This window comes from Pseudarthrobacter defluvii (genome assembly GCF_030323865.1).
In the GTDB taxonomy this organism is placed as follows: Bacteria; Actinomycetota; Actinomycetes; order Actinomycetales; family Micrococcaceae; genus Arthrobacter; species Arthrobacter sedimenti.
The window spans coordinates 401,051-419,139 of record NZ_CP066362.1 but is presented as its reverse complement, the minus strand read 5'-3'; the positions used below and the strand labels follow the sequence as shown (position 1 = coordinate 419,139).

Genomic DNA, 18,089 nt, shown 5'->3' with positions numbered 1-18,089 from the left:
CAATGGGGAAAACAAGTTTGCGAAGTAGTCAGGATCAGCTGACCTTGGCGAGTGCGTCGGCCAGGCCTGTCGTGGAGCGGGCGGGGTGGAAAGGGACGGTGAGGCAGCGTCCGCCCCAGCTTTCCACCAGGTCCGCCTCGGGGAGGCGGGCGCCTTTGTAGTCGCCGCCTTTGACCCAGATATCGGGGCGGAGCCGGTCCAGCGCTGCTTCGGGGGTGTCCTCGTCGAAGACCATCACGGCGTCCACGCATTCCATGGCCAGGAGCAGTTCCGCCCTGTCGTGCTGGCCGATGATGGGACGTTGCGGGCCCTTCAGCCGCCGCACCGAGTCGTCGGAGTTCAGGCACACGATGAGGCAGTCCCCCAGTTCGCGGGCTGCCGCAAGGGACCGGATGTGGCCGGCGTGGATCAGGTCGAAGCAACCACCCGTGGCCACCACCTTTCCGCCGCTTTCGCGCACCGAACGGGCCAGCAGCAGCGGCTCGGTGGTTCGCCGGGCCGGGACCGGCGTGGGCCTGGGCTTGCCGGCGGCAGCATCGGCTTGATCGGTCTCCGGCAATGCCGAGACGCCCCCTGCCGCCAGGAAATCCGCGGCGTCGTGGACTGCCAGCGCGGCCGCTTCCGGCAGGTCGCGTCCGGCCAGGAGGTGCACTGCAAGGCTGGCCGCCAACCGGTCGCCGGCACCGCAGGGGTCGCCGGCTTCCACCCGTGGCGCGGGAACGGCGCGGGAAGCGGCCTCTCCCTGCTGCAGCAGGAGGGCCCCTTCCTCGCCCTTCGTCACCAGGACGGCCTGGCTGCGCCAACGCTGCAACAGGACCTCCGCTACGGCTGCCGCGGGGTCATCGGAGTCGGGAAGGCCGCCGGCTCCGGACTGCACGGCCTTGGTGGCTTCGGAAATGTTCGGAGTCACGACGGCGACGCCCGGCACGGGTTCCGGCCCCGAGGGGTGCGGATCCCAGATGATGGGCACAGTACCGGCAAGCCGTGCGAGCGTATCCCGCAGCTGCTGGTTGGCCGCCAGTCCCCTGCCGTAATCGGCAACAATGACCACGCCGGCTTTCTCCACGGCACGGAGCATGGCGGGGCTGACGTCGGGAACAGGGGTTTTCTCGCAGCCCTGGTCGAAACGGACCACCGGATGGGAACCAGCACGCACCCTGGTCTTAACCGGGGAGGGGTAGCCGCTGCTGCCCGCCACGAGCCGCACCCCGCCGAGGTGCGCACGCAACTGGCTGCCGGCGTCGTCATCCCCCAGGACCGTCACCAGGGTGACCGGCCAGCCGTCCTGGGCCAGCATGCGCGCCACCAGGCCCGCACCGCCGGCGCGGCGGCGGACACCGGAGACGTCCACCACGGGTACCGGGGCATCAGGGCTGAGCCGGGTGGCCTCACCGGAAAGGTCGACGTCGAGCATGACGTCGCCCACGACGACGATCCTCATCGCCGGCCTCCGTTTGCCGCCGCGGTGCCCAGGGAGGGGGTGTGCCGGGCCACCTCAAGGTCGAAGGCGCGGCACACTGCATGCAGGGCGATCAGGTGTCCTTCCTGGGCGTTGGCGTTCAGGGCGTCCACCATGACGGCTTCGTCGCAGGCTTCCGACAAGGGATTGGGCCCGGAGCCGGTGAGTGCCCAGGTGGTCACGTTGAGGCGGGAGGCAGCTTCCGCGGCCCGCAGCAGGTTGGGACTCTTGCCGCTGGTGGACAGCAGCATCAGCACGTCGCCCGAGCGGCCGTGCGCCCGCACCTGCCGGGCAAAGACGTCGTCGTACCCGTAGTCGTTGGCGATCGCGGTGACGGCGGACGACTCGGCATGCAGGGAGATGGCGGAGAAGGGCACCCGCTCGGAGTCGAACCGGCCCACCAATTCGGCGGTCAGGTGCTGCGCCTCCGCGGCCGATCCGCCGTTTCCGGCCGCCAGGAGCCGTTGGCCGCGAAGGAGGCGCTGGGCCAGCTCCACACCCCAGGCTGCAAGCCGGCCGGACTGGCTGCGCAGCGAGTCCAGCGCCGGAAGCACGTTGTCCAGGTGCGTGCGGACGGCGTCCGCACTGGCGGGGTCCACGAACGTGGCTCCCGGGAGCACCGCAGGCAGCGCCGGCGGCACCATCAGTGTGCGGAGGTCTGCTTCGCGCAGGCTTGATTCACGCAGGGATGATTCGGCAGTCACAGTGCGGCTCCTTCCATCGGTACGATGCCGGCCGGAGCGCCCGGCTGGGCGCTTTTCTGGACGCCGGCCACGGCCAGCTGGTAGGCCTTTTCGGTTTCCGCTGCCACCCGGTCCCACGAGTAACGGGTGCGGGCACGCCGCTCGCCGGCCTGGCCGAGCTTGGTCCTGAGGGTTGGGTTTTCCAGCAGCAGCGACAGGGCCGACGCGATGGCCTCAGGGTCCTTGGGCGGCACGTGCAGGCCGGTGGCGTGGTCCACCACCGTGTCGCGGAGCCCGCCCACGGCGGCTGCCACCACGGGCACGCCGCAGGCCATGGCCTCGAGCGGCACGATGCCGAAGGGCTCGTACCAGGGTGCGCACACCACGGCGTCGGCGCTGCGGAAGATGCCGGGCATCTCAGCCCGGGAGACCTGGCCCTGCAGCGTTACCTGTTCGGACACGCCGAGTTCGGCGGCAAGGTCCAGGAGGCGGCGGATTTCCGGGTCGGCGTGCATCACGTTCGAGTCCCCGCCGCCGCCCACAATCAGGAGTTCAACGTCTTCGAACCCCGCGGCCTTGAGGTACGGGAGGGCCCGGATCACCAGGTCCACGCCCTTGCGCGGCACCAGCCGTCCCACGGACAGGATCCGGTAGCGGCGCTTCCGGGCAGCGGCAGGACCGTCCGGGGAGAAGAAGCCAAGGTCCACACCGCAGGGTGCGATCGAGATCTTGTTGGTGGCGATGCCCATGGCCTTGAGCTCGAAGACCTCGTCCGAACAGGTGGCGATGATCCGGTCCGCGGAGCGTCCCACGCCCGGTTCCAGCCAGCGGCGTGCCTCCGGGCTGGTGTCCTCCGCACCCTGGTGCCTGCGCTTGACGGTTCCCAGCGCGTGGAACGTCTGCAGCATCGGCACCCGGTAGCCGGTGTCCGGCCGCCGGGCTGCGTCCAGGGCGGCCAGGCCGGACATCCAGAAGTGTCCGTGGACCACGTCCGGCGGCTGCTGGCCCCAGTCGCTGGCCACGCCGTCGGCGAGCTCACCCATGTAGGGCAGCAGTTCGTCCTTGGGCACGTGCCGGGCAGGCCCGGCGTCTACGTGGACCACCTCGAGGCGGCGTCCCACCCGTACCCTCCCGGGGAGCTCCTTTGCATCCCTGCGGGTATAGACGGTGACGTGGTGGCCCCGGTTGGCAAGGGCTTCTGACAGCGCGGCAACGTGCACGTTCTGCCCGCCGGCATCCACCCCGCCCAGTGCCGCCAGCGGACTGGCGTGCTCGGAAATCATTGCGATTTTCATGGGGTCTTCCTCTCCCGCGCCGGAACGAGGATCCGCTCGTCCGGACGTTCGTTGTCGGAGTGCCGGGGCCGGCTCCGCAGGTCCGCCAGGAGCTCATCCCAGCGGTCCTGGAACTTGCCCAGGCCGTAACGCTCCAGCGCCGCCTCACGGGCGGCAAGTCCCCGCCGTCGGGCCTCATCCGGATTGGCAACCAGCCGCGCCGCGCAACGGAGCAGTTCGTCGACGTCCGCGGAAACGATGCCGGCTTCCTGCGGCACTGCCCGCGGCGCCTCCGTGGCTGCGAGCACCACCACCGGCATGCCCAGATGCATGGCTTCCAGGAGAGACAGGCCCAGCGAGGTCCAGCGCATCGGGTGGACGTAGACCCGGCAGCGGGCCAGTTCCCGGTGCAGGTCAAGGGTTTTCAGGTCTCCCCGGGCCGTCAGCCGTGATGCTTCGATTCCGGTGGCTTCCGCGAGGCCGTCCGTCTTCATGCCGAACACCTGCAGCGGTGCCACAGAAGCGAAGCCCGGCAGCAGGTCAGTTCCGGTGACGCGGCCGCGGCGGACGGGCTCGTTGATCACGACGCCCAGTTCGGGCAGTTCGCCGGTGTAGAGCTGCCCGGGGTCGGGGATGCCGTGCTCGATCACGGTGGTGGGAGCGGAGCCGTTGTCCCAGGCCAGCCGGTTGAAGTGGGTGACGTGCACAAGGGGGATGCTCTTTTGGTCAGCGAGCGGGTGGCTGATGTTCGGGAAGTTGCCCTTGGGCGTGTTGTGTTCCACGAATACCGCCGGAAGGTCGACGCCGGGCATGCGTCCCAAAGCGCGGACCACTTCGTCGATCTCTTCGGGCCGTTGGAGGACGACGGCGTCCACGGAGTCGGCGTCGAGCGTCGCCAGGTCCACCTCCCGCACGAATTCCGGCCAGTCCCTGCCGGCGCGGCCCAGTCCCCAGGCCCCACCTCCGGGTAGGACGGGAAGCAGGTACTCATGACGGCCGCGGACAAACGCGTCCGTCCAGGAACCGTGGACATGCCAGAGCAGGATTCTCATCTGTTGCGGGCCTTTCTACGGGTACTCACGTGGGTGCTGAAGGAACTCACCCCGCTGATCAGGCGTTCCACCGCCGCCACCACTTCTTCGGGCGAAACCGAGTCGAGGCAGGGGTGGCCGGGGACCGGGCAAACCCGGGCGCGGGACATGCGGCAGGGGGCATTCTGGTCCCCGAGGAGTTCCAAGGGCACGCCATACGGCGCCCAGCGGATGGCCGGGACCACGGGGGAAAACAGGCACGCGACGGGTGTACCCACCGCGGCCGCCAAATGGGCCGGGCCGGTATTGCCGCTGACCACGGCATCGGCGCCGGCCATGACGCCCGCCATGGTGGAAAGATCAGTGCGTCCGCCCAGGTCCAGGGCAGAAGGGCCAGCCACCGTGGCGGTCAGCGACTTTTCCGCCGGACCGCCGGTTACCACCACGCGGTACCCGGCGCCCTGGAGGAGTTCGACGGCGGCGGCATGGTGCAGCGGGGGCCAGGCCCTTGCGGGGACGGCCGCTCCGGGGTGGACCACGACATAGGGTTCGTCGCCTACCAGGCCGGTTACGTCGGGGATGGAGCCGACATGGAGTTTCCCGTCGTCGCCGGCCGGAAGCCGGAAACCTGCGGCCTCGGCAATGCCCAGCGCGCGTTCCGCCTCCGGCTGGTCTTCGGGGAAGTCCTCGCCGGGCTTGAGGCGAATGTCCAGGAGTGAGCCTGCGTAGTCGGTTGAGGCCCCCGTGATGCGCTCCACGCCGGCCAGCCGCAGCAGCAGCGCCAGCGGCAGCGGTGACTGGTGGAAGGAGGTAAGGATGACGGCTTCGGTGATCCGGGAATTGCGGACGAATTCGATCAGCCGGTCGGCATGCGGGCCTGTCATCCTGGGCGCCGGGTTCATGATCCAGGGGCTGTCCCAGCTGTAAACCTCTGCCACCCCCGGCAGCATCGCGGCAGCAGCTTCACCCTGCCGGCCGCACAGCATCACCACGTGGTTGGTGCTGCCGCCGTACTGTGCCCGCCCGTTGGCCACTGCCCGGACGGCGGGGCCGGCCAGCAAGACATCGCCCATGCTGTCCAGCCGGGCCACCAGGACGCGCCCCATCAGGCGGTCCCCTGCAGCAGTCCGACGGCGGACGCAAGATCCGGGGCTACAAGCCGCGCAGCGACTACCTCTTCGGCGCGCGTCACGGGGGTGGGAACCAGGACTCCGGTGGCTCCGGCCGCTTCGGCAGCGCCCACGTCGGCACCGATGTCCCCGATCAGGGCGGCTTCGGATTCCAGGATCCCGAGTTTGCGGCAGGCGCTGTGCACCATCCCGGGAGCAGGTTTGCGGCAGTCGCAGCCATCCTGCTCGGCATGGGGGCAAACTTCCCACACGTCGAACGGTCCCAGCAGTTCTTCCACGCGGGCATTGACTTTTGCCACGTCTTCGGCCGTGATCAGTCCGCGGGCAATGCCCGACTGGTTGCTGATCACGCCGGTGGCGATGCCGTCTGCCCGCAGGCTGTCCAGCACGGCTTTGGCGCCGGCCACGGGCCGTACTTTGCCGGGGTCCCCGTTGTAAGGCACATCGACCACCAGGGTCCCGTCCCGGTCGAACAGGACAGCCCGGAGCTTGGAGGTTTCAGAGCTTCCCATAACCAACCTGTTCCCTCCTGCTGCTGCTCCTAAACAGCGCCCTAGGCTTTTTCGGCTGTGGAAGCTGGTTCTGACATCGGTTTGAACAGGCAAGATAGGGAGCGGGTTGCCGCGGCTGCTCCTTCCAGGGCTCTTTCCAGCCTCTCCACGCACGCCCGTGCCGGCGCCTTTGAAGCCGTGTGCCGCCGTCGGAAATTAGCTGCACCGTGGCAAGAGATGGCAGCGTGGTCAGGGACTGCGCCGTCATCAGCGGCTGCGCCGTCGCGGAAACTGCCGGGGGCGTCCTGAAGGGACTACTGCTACCTGGACTGCTGCTACCTGGTCCGGGTGCCGCCAATTCGGCGGCCGGCTCCGGTGCGGGCCATGCCCTGGTGCCCGGCGCTCCTGGTCTGGCGGAACTGCGCAACCGGGCTGCCCATACGGTCAGCGTGCCCGGCGTGCGTTGAGGTTCCGGTGCCAACCGCATCCTCAGGCCGGGAGAACTGGGCGCTTGCCTCCAGGCGCCGCTGCAGTTCCACCAGCACCTTGGCCAGGCGGCGCGACACCTGCATTTGGGACATGCCCAACCGCTTTCCCAGCTGCACCTGTGTTTCCTCGCAGAAGTAGCGGCGGTACAAAAGCTCGCGGTCCGAGTCGTCCAGGTCCTGCATGGCGTCCCGGAGGCAGGCGAGTTCCTCAAGCCGCTCGAGCGGGGTTTCCGGGCATGCCAGCACTTCGCCGATGGAGGGTGCGTCCGAGTTGGGGTTTACTGCGTCGAGGGAATCCGGGTGCATGCTGCTCGATGCCGAAATGGCCTCCTGCACATCAGCCGGGTCAGCTCCCAGTTCACCGGCCAGCTCAGCAACGCTTGGGCTCCGGCCCAATGACTGGGTCAGCTCAGGCTCTGCCCGGAACAGCCGGGTCCTCAGGTCCTGGATGTGACGCGGAGGGCGGACAACCCACGTGCGGTCGCGGAGGTACCTCTTGAGTTCCCCGGTGATGGTGGGGGCGGCATAGGCGGGAAAGCTTTCACCCTTCGCCTGGTCGAATCCGCGTGCCGCTTTCACCAGGCCCAGGTAGGCCACTTGGTTCAGGTCAGCGCGTTCCCTCCCTCGGGCCTCAAACCTCGCGGCAAGGGCTTCGGCGAGGTCCAGGTAGCGCAGGACCAGGTCGTTTTCGAACGTCTCCCGCAGCCGTCCTGAGGTGGCGGGGGGACTTTGTTGTGGAGCCGGTTCCGGCTGTTGATGGTGGACAGGCGCAGCGTCCACGGCAAATGCGGCAAAGGATTCGGGCATGAGTGTTGGTTTCCCTCGGTCTGGTTCCGAAAGCCTGCGGCAAGACTTAGAAGCAGCAAATCATAAGGTTGCTTATAAAACAATCCTTCTCCGCTGTAGGCTCGGGATGTAAGCGGCGACCGGACCAACCCGCCAAGGAGTTTTTGCCATGCGCATCGCCATCACCGGAGCCAGCGGAAATGCCGGAACAGCCCTGCTGCGCAACCTGCAGGGCCAGCTTGCCCGGAAGCCCGGCAGCCTGCAGCTTGTGGGCATCAGCCGCAGGCTGCCCGACACTTCCCAAGAGCCCTACGTGGGCGTGCAGTGGCACACGCTGGACGTGGGCCTGGAGCAGGACAGGCCGAAGTTGGAGAATGCCCTCCTGGGCGTCGATGCGGTGGTCCATCTGGCGTGGCAAATTCAGCCAAACCACAATTTGGACCTCCTGCACAGGACCAATGTCACCGGCACGAAGAACCTGCTGGAAGCTGCTGCCAGGGCGGGCGTGAAACAGGTTGTCTGCGCGTCCTCCGTGGGCGCCTACAGCAAGGCCGGCAAGGATCCGCGCAGGGACGAGACCTGGCCGGCAACCGGAATGGCCGGGTCCCATTACAGCCGGCACAAAGCCGAGCAGGAAAGACTGCTGGATGAGTTCGCTGCCGCCCACCCGGACATTTCGGTGGCCAGGCTCCGGCCGGGGCTCATCTTCCAGGGCCGGGCGGGAAGTGAGATCGGCAGGTACTTCCTGGGACACGTCTTTCCGCGGCTCGTCCCGCGGAAACCATGGCTTCCACTGCTGCCGGCTCCGGACAACCTGGTTTTCCAGGCAGTCCATGCGGACGACGTCGCGGAGGCCTACTGGCGCGCGGTGGACCAGCGGGCCAGCGGCGCCTTCAACATTGCCGCAGAGCCCGTCCTGAACCCCCGGGAACTGGCCCGCATCCTCGGCGCCAAGAGAATACTGCCCGTCCCCATGCGGCTGCTCCACGCCGTAGTCGACCTGACGTGGCGGGCAAGGATCCAGCCCACCGATTCCGGCTGGGTGGAGATGGCCGCCGGTGCGCCCATCATGGACACCAGCCGGGCCCGGCGGATCCTTGGGTGGGAACCAAAGGTATCCTCCATTGACGCCGTCAAGGAACTCCTCCAGGGCATGGGGACGGGGGAAGGGGCAGCCCCTTCCCCCGCCCTCAAGCCGCGCAAACCCTAACCTTCTGCGGCAGCTATCCCGCGGTTGATTCCCGCCGCCGGGACAGCGGGGATCCTAGATGCGCGGATTTCCGTCGCCCCGCGCATCCCGCCCCATGGAGGTGTCCCCGGGTCCGGGGTGGCGCCTGCGCCCGGATCCATCCTCAGGAAATTCCGCATTGGCACCCGGAGCCGCGGCTTCCTGGTGCGCGCCGTGGCCATGTTCGTCGGAATGTCCGATGTTCGAATACCCGGCGTGCGTTTGGTCCGCGTTCCTTTCGTCGGCATTCACGTGGCCGGCATCCTGATATCCGGCGTCCCCATGCCCACCGTCCACGTACCCCGCGTCGCGGCCGGCAGGAGTGTCATGGCGCGGGCTGCGGTCCGCCCCGGCATCGGGGTCGATCTCGTCCGCCTTGCGGGTATGGCTGGCAACGTCACCACGCAGGGACTGGGCTTCGTGGCTGCGCTGTTCAGCTTCTTTTTGCAGCCGCGCCGCGTCAACCTTGGCCTGTTCGGCGTCGGCACGCGCCCGGATGGCCTTGGCCTCCCGTTCGCGGGCGTCGATTTCCATGTTCTCGGCTTCACGCCTGATCTCGGCAGCCTTTTCCCGGTGCTCCTGGTCCCGCTTCTGCTGCATGGCTTTCCGGCGCCTTCCTCCGGCCAGAAGCAGCAGCACGATCAAAACCACCACAACTACGGCAACTACCACCCATACCCATGGAGCTGTATCCATTTTTCCCACCACTTTCCACTTCGTTGTGACCGGGCAGGCCCTCGCCATTCCGGCTGACATTTTTGGAACGGTTATAACTCGCTTAGCAAGGGTACTTATCTTTTATTAGTAATCATGCTTATCATTTTACCGCCAGTATTGCTGGTTCTTGATTCAACAACCGGCCTTCTTGGAAAGAGAGCGACGATGACAGAGAACCAATGGTCCGAGGATCCCGCTTACACGGCCCCTCCGGCCAGCACAGGAATTCCTGGCGAGCGGGAGCCCGCCACCTTCCCATCCACCGCTGCTCCCCTCGCCGGTGAGAGCCAGGCCGGCTACGCCCAAAGCCCTGACGCCCACGCCGGTGACGCCTCTGGTTCATCCCGCAAGGATGCAGCCAAGGAAGAAGCAGCCGATGTAGCCCGGACTGCCAAAGGATCGGCCCAGGGCGTGGCGGAGACGGCCAAGGGTGAGGCCGCGAACGTGGCACAGGAGGCGAAGGCCAACGCGCAGGACCTGCTGCACCAGGCAAAGTCCGGGTTGACCAGCCAGGCCGGCACGCAGCAGCAGAAGGCTGCCGAAGGCATGCGCAACATTTCCAGCCAGCTGCACAGCATGGCCAGCGCCCCGGACCAGCAGGGCGTGGCCAGCGACCTTGTCCGGCAGGCGGCCGAGCGCACCTCCACGGTGGCGTCCTGGCTGGAGAACCGCGAGCCCGGTGACCTCCTGAACGAGGTCACGCGCTTTGCCCGCAACCGCCCCGGCACCTTCCTGCTCCTCGCCGCAGGCGCAGGCGTACTGGCCGGGCGCCTCACCCGCGGCCTCACCGCAGGAGCCCCGGAGTCTTCCTCCACCACTTCTGCCGGCACCGGTGCCGCAGGCCTGTCCGGCCAGTATTCCGGCACCACATACGGCGACCAGTACAACCAGTCCTACCCGGTTGCCGGTGGAACCGTTCCGCCACCGCCGGTCCAGCTCCCCGCTCCGGCCAGCACCACGGCAGGTTACGACGGCGGCGCAGCAGGGAGCAGCTATCCCGAGGCCGCAGGTCCGGCGAGTGGACTCGACAGCCCGCAGCTGGTGGAGGAACCCTGGTCCGGCAACCAGCTGTCCGACGACCCGCTGCGTGACCGCGCGCTTGCTGACGATCCCATGGCGAACGATCCCCTCACCCAGGACCGCACCCGGGGTGGCCAGACGGGTGGTCTGTGATGAGTAGCCAGATTCCTGAGCCGCCGCCCAGTGCGGCGCATGTGAAAGCGGACAACGCGTCCCTGGGTGAACTGTTTGGTGATGTGACCCGGGACCTGTCCACCCTGATGCGCCAGGAAGTGGAGCTGGCCAAGGCCGAACTCAAACAATCCACCTCCCGGGCCGGGAAGGGCGCAGGCATGCTCGCCGGCGCCGGCGTGGGCGGACACTTCGTCCTGCTCTTCCTCTCCCTGGCCCTGATGTGGGCCCTGGGCGCCGTCATGGCCCTGGGCTGGGCCGCGCTGATCGTCGCCGTGATCTGGGCGATCATCGCCGCGGTCCTGGCCTCGGTAGGCCGCAAGGAACTCAAGCAGATCAAGGGACTGCCCCAGACAGGGGAAACCCTCTCAGAAATTCCCCCAACCCTAAAACCAGGTGAGGTAAACCGATGAGCGAAAACCCCGACGTCATCCGAGCAGACATCGAAGCCACCCGGGCACGCCTGGGCACCAACGTGGACGCCGTGGCCGACAAAGTCACCCCGTCCAACATCGTCCACCGCCAAACCGACAAAGTCCGCGATGCCGTGACCGGGGTGAAGGAGAAAATCATGGGAGCCGCAGACACCGCCACCACCAAAGTCCACGACACAACCTCCACCGGCGCCGAGCACACCACCAACGCCATGCACTCAGCCGGCGACAGCCTCCACCAGGCAGGAGACACGGTCTCGGCCAAACTCTCCGACGCCGGCCACACCGTCAGCGCCGCCCCGGACCAGGTCAAAGCCAAAACCGCCGGCAACCCCCTGGCCGCAGGACTCATCGCCTTCGGCGCCGGGCTGCTGGTCTCCTCCCTGATCCCGGCAAGCCAGAAAGAACGCGAAGCCGCGGACCAACTCAAAACCGCAGCCCAGCCCCTGGCAACCCAGGTCACCGACGCCGCCAAAACCGTCGCCCAAGACCTCAAGGAACCCGCCCAGGAAGCCATGGAAAACGTCAAGGCCACCGCCACCGACGCCGCCCAAAACGTCAAAACCGAAGGCCAACAAGCCGCCACCGACGTCAAAGACCGCGCCACCGACGCCAAAGACAACGTCCAAAACACCTAACCCGGCCGGTCACGGCACGCAAAGGCAACAGCACTGTCCAGCAGGCCGGCACCGCTTCCCGCGGGCCGGCCTGTTGGCTTCGCCCCCTGATTGAGAGGACGCCCCATGGCCACTCACGACGATTCCGAAACCAGTACCGCCAAGGCGGGACAGGCCCCGGCCCCAGACGATCCAAGAAAGCCCAACAGCGTACGGGACTTGGACGGCACGTCCTGGAAATACATCGCCAAGAAAACCCTCCGCGAGTTCACCAAGGACCAGTGCCCCGACCTCGCGGCAGGCCTGACGTATTACGCAGTCCTCTCACTGTTCCCGGCCCTGCTGGCTTTGGTTTCGGTGCTTGGACTGTTTGGCGACCCGCAAAAAACCACCAATGCGTTGCTCGAAATCGTGCGCGGCTTTGCTCCGGCGGAGACCGTAAACACCATCAGCGGCCCGGTGTCGGAACTGACCAGTGCGCCCGCGGCAGGGTTCACCCTGGTCATCGGCCTCGTTACCGCACTGTGGTCCGCGTCCGGCTATGTGGGCGGCTTTGGCCGGGCCATGAACCGGATCTACGAGGTGGACGAGGGCCGTGGCTTCGTGAAGCTGCGGAGCACCCTGCTCGCCATCACTCTCCTTGCCGTGGTCATCGTGGCGCTTCTGGCCGGCATGCTGGTCCTCAGCGGCCCGGTTTCCGAGGCAGTGGGCGGACTGATCGGCCTGAGCGGTGCCTTCCTCATGGTCTGGAACATCGCCAAATGGCCGGTCATGATCATCCTGATCATCGCCATCATCGCCGTGCTCTACTACGCCACCCCCAACGTCAAGCAGCCCAAGTTCCGCTGGATGAGCATGGGTTCCGCGATCGCGCTGGTGGTGTTCCTGATCGCTTCGCTGGGCTTCGGCTTCTATGTGGGCAACTTCGGCAACTACAACAAGACCTACGGCGCCCTTGGCAGTGTGATCATCATGCTGCTGTGGCTCTGGATCCTGAACATGTCGCTTCTTTTCGGCGCCGAGTTCGATGCCGAGGTGGAGCGCGCCCGTGAGCTCCAGGCCGGCATCAAGGCAGAGGAAACCATCCAGTTGCCGCCTCGGGACACCAAGAAGAGCGAGAAGCTGCAGAAACAGTTCGAGGACGACGTGAAGTACGGCCGCGAACTCCGGGAGAAGCACAGCTCGGAAAACGGCGAGGATGGCCGGCACGGTTCCGATGGGGACCAGGACGGCCAGAATGACACACGCGCCGGTGAAAGCCACCGCGACAGGATCCGCGAGAAGGTACAGCACCGTGCCGGCAGCGCAGAGTCCGACGGCGGTCCGCGGGGCGGGAGCGCCTAAAAGATCGGGTGCAGGGCCCCAGGGAAAGGGGCCGGCAGAAGGACTAGGCAGGACCTTCAGGATGGAGGAAAATTCATCTTGAAGGTCCTGTCGAGTTTTCCGGGTTTGCACCGAACCCGGGGTATAGCGGGGTCGGCGGTGAGATGGCCTCTTCTGAGACCGAGGCCAGTCCCCCCAGTCGCCGTCGGCCCCCTCAGACTCCCTTGGTACAGGGGAAGCAGCTGGACAGAACCGACTGGACAAATTGCACTGAACTGCAATACTTTCTTGAATACCTCGCCGGGATCCTTTGGAGACTGGCAGGTCCGCTGAAGCAGCCGGCGGCATCAAGGTCAACCTTTTAACGAGCGGACATGCCTGCTACCCATTTTGAACAGTTTCTTGCCGAAGCAGTTGTCCCTGACAAGGAGCCTGGCCTGGGCTTGGGACGCGACGAGCTATACGGCCTCTATACGAGTTGGTGCCTTTTGCAGAAGGCTGAACTCCAGCAGCCAGCCGCCCTTTGGCAGGCCATGCAGGAAGCCGGAATCAATCCGGACAGCAATAACCTTTCCATGACGGGACCAGCTGCGGCTGACTACATCGTTTCCAGCGCTCCAGATTTGGTGTAATGCGGAGATGATGGGTCTTCCAAAAGATTGACTCCTTGACCACAAAAGGGCTGTTGCCAAAAGGCAACAGCCCTTTTGCATGCCATCAAGCCTGCTTCCTGCTGTCACGGGCAAGGCTGTGCCAGCGCCAGGAGGTAGGCCGCGAAACCCTTCGGCGCGCGTCCTGCGGTTCTCCCCGATGTGAGGATGCGTGTTGTGTCTGTGGCAATAATGTCGGCACCGCCGGCACGAAGCCGGTCCACCAGCGCGCGGTCCTCATCAAAGTCAACTCCGGGGAAACCGCCCGCGGCAAGGTAGGACGAGGCACGGACGCCCAGATTGGCGCCATACACGTGCGGATGGTCCTCGGTGGAGGCATGGCGGGCGTGCCATCGGGCCACGAGTTCATGGTGCATACCGTGGGGATCCGGGTGCACGGTGCCAAGGACAACGTCGCTTCCGGACGCGGCGAGTTCCAGCTGCCGGACCAGCCAGCGCCCGGGGACTGACGAATCGGCGTCGGTGTTCGCCACCCAGACCCACTGCATCGGATCGCCTGCAGCGGTATTCCCATCGTGGGGACGCGTACTCACGTTTTCCAGCGCTGCATTGACGCCGGCCCGCCGGCTCTTTCCGACACTTCCGAAGCTGACAGGCAGGATGTGGAACCGTGGGTCCGCTTCAGCTGTTGCCGCGGCTATTGACGGTGACGCGTCAGTGCAGCTGTCCAGGACAACTACCACCTGCACCTCCACGCCTGGACGTTCCGACTCAAGCAGGTCTGCGGCGCTGCCCACGGCGGCAAGTGCCTGCTTGAGGTGTTGCTCCTCGTTGTGCACTGGAATTACCACTGCCACGTGCTGGATGATGCGTGGATCGAGGCGCTCAGGGCCCGCTTCATCCCCCTCTGACGCCCACAGCCTCATGCCGTTGCCTTATTACCGGGGGCAATAAGGACTTCCAGCACGAAGTCGCGTTCCTGGTAGAGCCCTGCGCTGCGCCAGCCCAACCGCTGCCGGGCCAGCGCGTGGACTGCGTCGCCATCGAGTTCCCAGCCCCTGATGGGGTGCCGCCAGTGGCACAGGAGGAGGGTTCCCCCAGGTTCCAGGGAGGCCTCCACCCGGTCCCACAGCGTGGTTAGCTCTTCAGCCGCCAGGTAGTAGCCCACTTCGGAAACCACCACCAGGTCATAGTTCCCCTCCGGCCAGTCGCGGGGAAGGACGCGCTGCTCCACGTGGACGCCGGGCAAGCCCTCCAGCACCTGCCCGGCTTGGCGCACCGCGGACCCACTGGCGTCGACGGCCAACAGGCTGCTGCACCGCCCTGCCAACTCGGCCGTCAGGGTTCCGATGGAGCAGCCCACTTCCAGCCCGTTTTCGTAGGAAGGATCTGGAAGCGCGGCAAGGGTCAGCGCTCGTTTGCGGCGTTCATACCAGCTCCCGGTGTAGTTCCACGGATCTGCCGAGCCGTCGTGGACTCTGTCGAAGACCGCCTCGGCATCACTGCTGGAGTACACCTCGTCGGAGGGGGGTAGCGCGGGTGTCCAGGCAAACACCTCGAAGCTACGTGAGAAGTGCTCCAGGAATTCGCCGCTGAGCAGTGTTTCGTCCCCGGGCAGCGGTGACAGCGGCTGCACCTGTGTTGCGTGCTCGGCCATGGCCGTCTGTTTGGCCTGGCGGGCGGGTTCAGCCAGGTGGAAGCGGACCCAGTCGCGCCACTCCCGGTGCTGCGTGGTGGCCCAATGCCAGAACCAGATGGGGTATTCCAGCAGTGCGTGGCCGTCCTCCCGGGCAACCTCTGCTGCCACCGCGCCCAGCGCGTCATGGTCGCCGTGCCCGTCTGCGCGGTATGGCGCCACGACGGCCAGCATGCCGGCATCAGCGGGCATTCGATGGGCAGCGCCGCGGACGGCGCGGGCGATCGCCTCCGCGTGCCCGGCAAGCCCGCCGTCCGGCAGGCCGAGGAACGTCCAGTGGTCCTTCAACCCGAGGGCTGTGAGGGCTTCGGAAAACTCGGCCAGCCGGACCTGGGCCAACTGCTCCGGAGTGATGGTGGGTGAATCCGGGTGCGACCCCTCCCCCGCGGTGCAGAGCAGGACTTCCACCTTGGCTCCAAGCCCCACCAATGACGCCATGAGCCCGCCGGCGCCCAGTGTTTCGTCGTCGGGATGTGCTGCGAGCACCACAAAGCGCATGGCGGCCAGTTCGGTGGCATGAAGCGGCAGCTCCGGCGCTGTGGGCAGTCCGCTGGCTGCCCAGGCGGCCTCGCTGGTTCCTTCGTCCGTGTGCGAAAAGGTCACCACGGGCAATCTCCTTTGAGCGCGAGCCGGCCCAGCTGGGCGTCATCGCGTGCGCCATGATGCTGGCGCACGTAGAGTGCCAGGTCCGCCATTCTCTTGGCGTATTGTTCGTCGAAGGCAAGCGGCCCTGGACCCCGGTTGGAGCCCACCAGGGTAAGGACACGTTCGACGGCGGCGGCGACGGTTCCGCGCAGGCGCTGGGCTTCGCTCCAGGTACTGGGGCCGCCCGCGCCGCCCAGAAGGCCATCATCCAGCCGTGCAGCAGTCCGGGCAAGATACTGCAGGGCGGCCGTTAGCGTGCGGTCCACCTCGCCAAGTGCGGCGAGCGCCACCTGGTCAGGCTCCCGTCCTCCCTCCGCTCCCGCAAGCAGGCCAGCGCGGAAATCCCTGGCCACGCCCACTGCTCCACCGAGCCAGCAGGCAGCCACACCCATGCCGCCCCAGGCGAAGCCCGGCCGGCTGTGGTACCAGCCGGTTCCGCCAAGGGGCAAAGCCGGGACCCCCTCGAACCGGACGCTTCCGCTGGGTATTTCCCGCAGCCCCCGCGCAATCCACTCCGGCTGCTCACATGCCACCCCTGGGTGGCGTAGGCTCACCGCGAAAGCCGCGCGGCCGCCGTCGTCAGTGTGGGCTGTGATGACGGCGGAGTCCAGGCTGCCGGCAAGGGAGCACCACGGCTTCGTCCCGCTCAGGACTACGCCGGTTCCAACAGAGCGTGCTTCAAGCCGGACCCCTGGCGCTTCTGCGGCGAATACCCCCCATGTTTGTGCCAGGGATGCCTCCGGCACAGGCTCGGCGTCCGGAAAAGCTAGGGCGAACTGGGAAAGAATGGCGACGGCATCGAGGTGCGGCTCAAGCACACGGGCCGCCGCCACGTCGATGGCGGCCACGGAGGCCAGGAGCTCCCACAGCACCGCGGTCCGGCCTTCCCCGGGTCGCGGCCAGGTCCTTCCGGCCTCAACCGCCAGCGACAGCAGGGCAGGGACGTCACCGACGGCAGCGCTGACCGCATCAAGGTGCGAAAGCCACGGAGACAGGTCGGCGGGGGTGGAGCTGAGGAGCACGGGGGCAGGTGCCGCTTGCAAGAAGGTCCTCCATCGACGATGGCCGGCAGGGCACCGGTCGCATCTCCACAGCTTACTTACTGTTGTTGCGGAAGAATGCGTGCCAGCGCGAAGCCGTCCCAGCCCTTGGAGCCGACGGTCTGGATGACAGTGGCATCCAGCCGTGGATGGTTCCCGAGCACCTTGAGCGCGTCGATGATTCCCGGCGCGTTGACGGGATCGATGTCGGGGTCCAGGACCGCCCCTTCCCAGATGGTGTTGTCCAGGACCACCACAGCACCGGGCCTGCCGAGCTTCACCGCCCAGTCAAGGTAGCGGCTGTTGTTCTGTTTGTCGGCGTCAATGAAAATGAAGTCGAACGGCTCCCGTTCCTCTTCCTCGAGGGCAGCGAGCGTATCCAGTGCGGGGCCCAGCCGGATCTCCACCCTTTCGCCCAGTCCGGCGGCATCAATGTTCGCCCACGCCACCTCCGCGTGCTGGGGCAGGTATTCGCAGGTGACCAATGTGCCGCTGCGCGGAAGTCCCCGCCCCATCCAGATGGTGCTGTAGCCGGCCAGCGTCCCGATCTCCAGGATCCGGTGGGCGCCGGACAGCTGGACCAAGAGCTTCAGGAACTTCCCGGCATTCGGCGCCACCTCGATGGGCGGCATTCCCGCTTCCGCAGCCGCGCGGATGGCTTGCTGGACAGCCGCATCCGGATGCACCACGGCGCTGGACAGGAACTCCTCAGTGGCAATCCACTCCGGCCGGGGCTTGTGCTCGAACATGGCCACAGTTTGGCACGCGGCGTTACGGCGGTCCAGATGCTTTGGCCCCTCCGGACAGGCTTAGGGCTCCTGCGTCAGGGCGTTCTCCAGGCGGTCCACTTTCGCCGTCAACTCGCCGCTGTATCCGGGCCTGATGTCCGCCTTAATCACCAGTGAGACGCGGCTTCCGTAGCGGCCCACGGCCTCGGTTGCGCGTTTTACGACGTCGAACACTTCATCCCACTCGCCCTCGATGGTGGTGAACATGGAATCTGTCTGGTTGGGAAGCCCAGACTCCCGGACGATCTTCACCGCGGCGGCGACGGCGTCGTGCACTGACGCATCGTTGGGCCGGGAACCTTCGCTGGGAACGCCTGACGGAGCAACAGAAAATGCAAGCAACATGCCCCCAGTCTCCCACGCGGCCGCCGGCGAGTTACCCGGGAAAACAGGCTGCCCTCCGTCACATAAGGGCCTACCCCGGAGTAACCGTGTTGGCCGCAGGCTCCGTTGCTAC

19 protein-coding genes are annotated in these 18,089 nt (G+C 66.7%); 6 read left to right on the top strand and 13 right to left on the bottom strand.

The window, feature by feature from the left end:
• Positions 1 to 34: 34 nt before the first annotated feature.
• From JCQ34_RS02040 to JCQ34_RS02010, 7 genes are all read right to left on the bottom strand, one after another.
• On the bottom strand, positions 35 to 1,441 hold the full coding sequence (locus JCQ34_RS02040) for a PfkB family carbohydrate kinase (protein WP_286401307.1): 1,407 nt from the start codon (positions 1,439 to 1,441) through the stop codon (positions 35 to 37).
• Positions 1,438 to 2,103: a D-sedoheptulose-7-phosphate isomerase gene (locus tag JCQ34_RS02035; RefSeq protein WP_286404248.1), complete on the bottom strand. Its 666-nt coding sequence runs from the start codon at positions 2,101 to 2,103 to the stop codon at positions 1,438 to 1,440. Before JCQ34_RS02035 ends, JCQ34_RS02040 begins: the two co-directional genes overlap by 4 nt.
• A 56-nt stretch (positions 2,104 to 2,159) precedes the next feature.
• The gene (locus JCQ34_RS02030) at positions 2,160 to 3,437 is read right to left on the bottom strand and encodes a glycosyltransferase (RefSeq protein WP_286401305.1); all 1,278 of its coding nucleotides are present in this window, start codon (positions 3,435 to 3,437) and stop codon (positions 2,160 to 2,162) included.
• A complete protein-coding gene (locus JCQ34_RS02025; protein ID WP_286401304.1) occupies positions 3,434 to 4,468 on the bottom strand; it encodes a glycosyltransferase in 1,035 nt (344 codons plus the stop codon). Before JCQ34_RS02025 ends, JCQ34_RS02030 begins: the two co-directional genes overlap by 4 nt.
• The gene (locus tag JCQ34_RS02020; RefSeq protein WP_286401303.1) at positions 4,465 to 5,553 is read right to left on the bottom strand and encodes a glycosyltransferase family 9 protein; all 1,089 of its coding nucleotides are present in this window, start codon (positions 5,551 to 5,553) and stop codon (positions 4,465 to 4,467) included. The genes JCQ34_RS02025 and JCQ34_RS02020 overlap by 4 nt, the downstream gene beginning before the upstream one ends.
• Entirely contained in the window at positions 5,553 to 6,089 is a 537-nt protein-coding gene (locus tag JCQ34_RS02015; protein ID WP_286401302.1) for a D-glycero-alpha-D-manno-heptose-1,7-bisphosphate 7-phosphatase, read from the bottom strand. Before JCQ34_RS02015 ends, JCQ34_RS02020 begins: the two co-directional genes overlap by 1 nt.
• Positions 6,090 to 6,403: 314 nt before the next feature.
• A complete protein-coding gene (locus JCQ34_RS02010) occupies positions 6,404 to 7,363 on the bottom strand; it encodes a sigma-70 family RNA polymerase sigma factor (RefSeq protein WP_286401301.1) in 960 nt (319 codons plus the stop codon).
• Between the two features lie 148 nt (positions 7,364 to 7,511).
• Here JCQ34_RS02010 and JCQ34_RS02005 point away from each other — a divergent pair, with 148 nt between their 5' ends.
• Positions 7,512 to 8,552, top strand: coding sequence for an NAD-dependent epimerase/dehydratase family protein (locus JCQ34_RS02005; protein WP_286401300.1), 1,041 nt, complete (start codon positions 7,512 to 7,514; stop codon positions 8,550 to 8,552).
• 54 nt (positions 8,553 to 8,606) lie between these two features.
• Here the strand turns inward: JCQ34_RS02005 and ccmD are convergent, their stop codons facing one another.
• Positions 8,607 to 9,266, bottom strand: a complete 660-nt coding sequence (gene ccmD / locus JCQ34_RS02000) for a heme exporter protein CcmD (RefSeq protein WP_286401299.1) — start codon at positions 9,264 to 9,266, stop codon at positions 8,607 to 8,609.
• A gap of 186 nt (positions 9,267 to 9,452) precedes the next feature.
• On the opposite strand from ccmD, the gene JCQ34_RS01995 reads away from it, so the two are divergent.
• The 5 genes from JCQ34_RS01995 (at position 9,453) to JCQ34_RS01975 (ending at position 13,484) form a co-directional block, all read left to right on the top strand.
• Complete coding sequence (locus JCQ34_RS01995) at positions 9,453 to 10,460, top strand: hypothetical protein (protein WP_286401298.1); 1,008 nt, start codon at positions 9,453 to 9,455, stop codon at positions 10,458 to 10,460.
• Entirely contained in the window at positions 10,460 to 10,891 is a 432-nt protein-coding gene (locus JCQ34_RS01990) for a phage holin family protein (RefSeq protein ID WP_286400676.1), read from the top strand. Before JCQ34_RS01995 ends, JCQ34_RS01990 begins: the two co-directional genes overlap by 1 nt.
• Positions 10,888 to 11,550 (top strand): DUF3618 domain-containing protein, encoded by a 663-nt coding sequence (locus tag JCQ34_RS01985; RefSeq protein ID WP_286400674.1) that lies wholly within the window; start codon positions 10,888 to 10,890, stop codon positions 11,548 to 11,550. The genes JCQ34_RS01990 and JCQ34_RS01985 overlap by 4 nt, the downstream gene beginning before the upstream one ends.
• A 105-nt stretch (positions 11,551 to 11,655) precedes the next feature.
• The gene (locus JCQ34_RS01980; RefSeq protein WP_286401297.1) at positions 11,656 to 12,873 is read left to right on the top strand and encodes a YihY/virulence factor BrkB family protein; all 1,218 of its coding nucleotides are present in this window, start codon (positions 11,656 to 11,658) and stop codon (positions 12,871 to 12,873) included.
• 353 nt (positions 12,874 to 13,226) lie between these two features.
• Entirely contained in the window at positions 13,227 to 13,484 is a 258-nt protein-coding gene (locus JCQ34_RS01975; RefSeq protein ID WP_286401296.1) for a hypothetical protein, read from the top strand.
• Between the two features lie 104 nt (positions 13,485 to 13,588).
• Here JCQ34_RS01975 and JCQ34_RS01970 read toward each other — a convergent pair whose 3' ends face one another.
• From JCQ34_RS01970 to JCQ34_RS01950, 5 genes are read right to left on the bottom strand one after another with little or no spacing between them, the layout of a single operon-like run.
• Positions 13,589 to 14,389, bottom strand: a complete 801-nt coding sequence (locus JCQ34_RS01970; protein ID WP_286401295.1) for a glycosyltransferase — start codon at positions 14,387 to 14,389, stop codon at positions 13,589 to 13,591.
• Positions 14,386 to 15,765 carry a bifunctional PIG-L family deacetylase/class I SAM-dependent methyltransferase gene (locus tag JCQ34_RS01965; RefSeq protein ID WP_286401294.1) on the bottom strand — a complete coding sequence of 460 codons (1,380 nt, stop codon included), beginning with the start codon at positions 15,763 to 15,765 and terminating at the stop codon, positions 14,386 to 14,388. Before JCQ34_RS01965 ends, JCQ34_RS01970 begins: the two co-directional genes overlap by 4 nt.
• Entirely contained in the window at positions 15,759 to 16,847 is a 1,089-nt protein-coding gene (locus JCQ34_RS01960; protein ID WP_434738925.1) for a hypothetical protein, read from the bottom strand. The genes JCQ34_RS01965 and JCQ34_RS01960 overlap by 7 nt, the downstream gene beginning before the upstream one ends.
• A gap of 56 nt (positions 16,848 to 16,903) precedes the next feature.
• A complete protein-coding gene (locus JCQ34_RS01955) occupies positions 16,904 to 17,593 on the bottom strand; it encodes an O-methyltransferase (protein ID WP_286401291.1) in 690 nt (229 codons plus the stop codon).
• A 60-nt stretch (positions 17,594 to 17,653) separates the two neighbouring features.
• The gene (locus JCQ34_RS01950; RefSeq protein ID WP_286401289.1) at positions 17,654 to 17,977 is read right to left on the bottom strand and encodes a thiamine-binding protein; all 324 of its coding nucleotides are present in this window, start codon (positions 17,975 to 17,977) and stop codon (positions 17,654 to 17,656) included.
• Positions 17,978 to 18,089 lie beyond the last annotated feature (112 nt).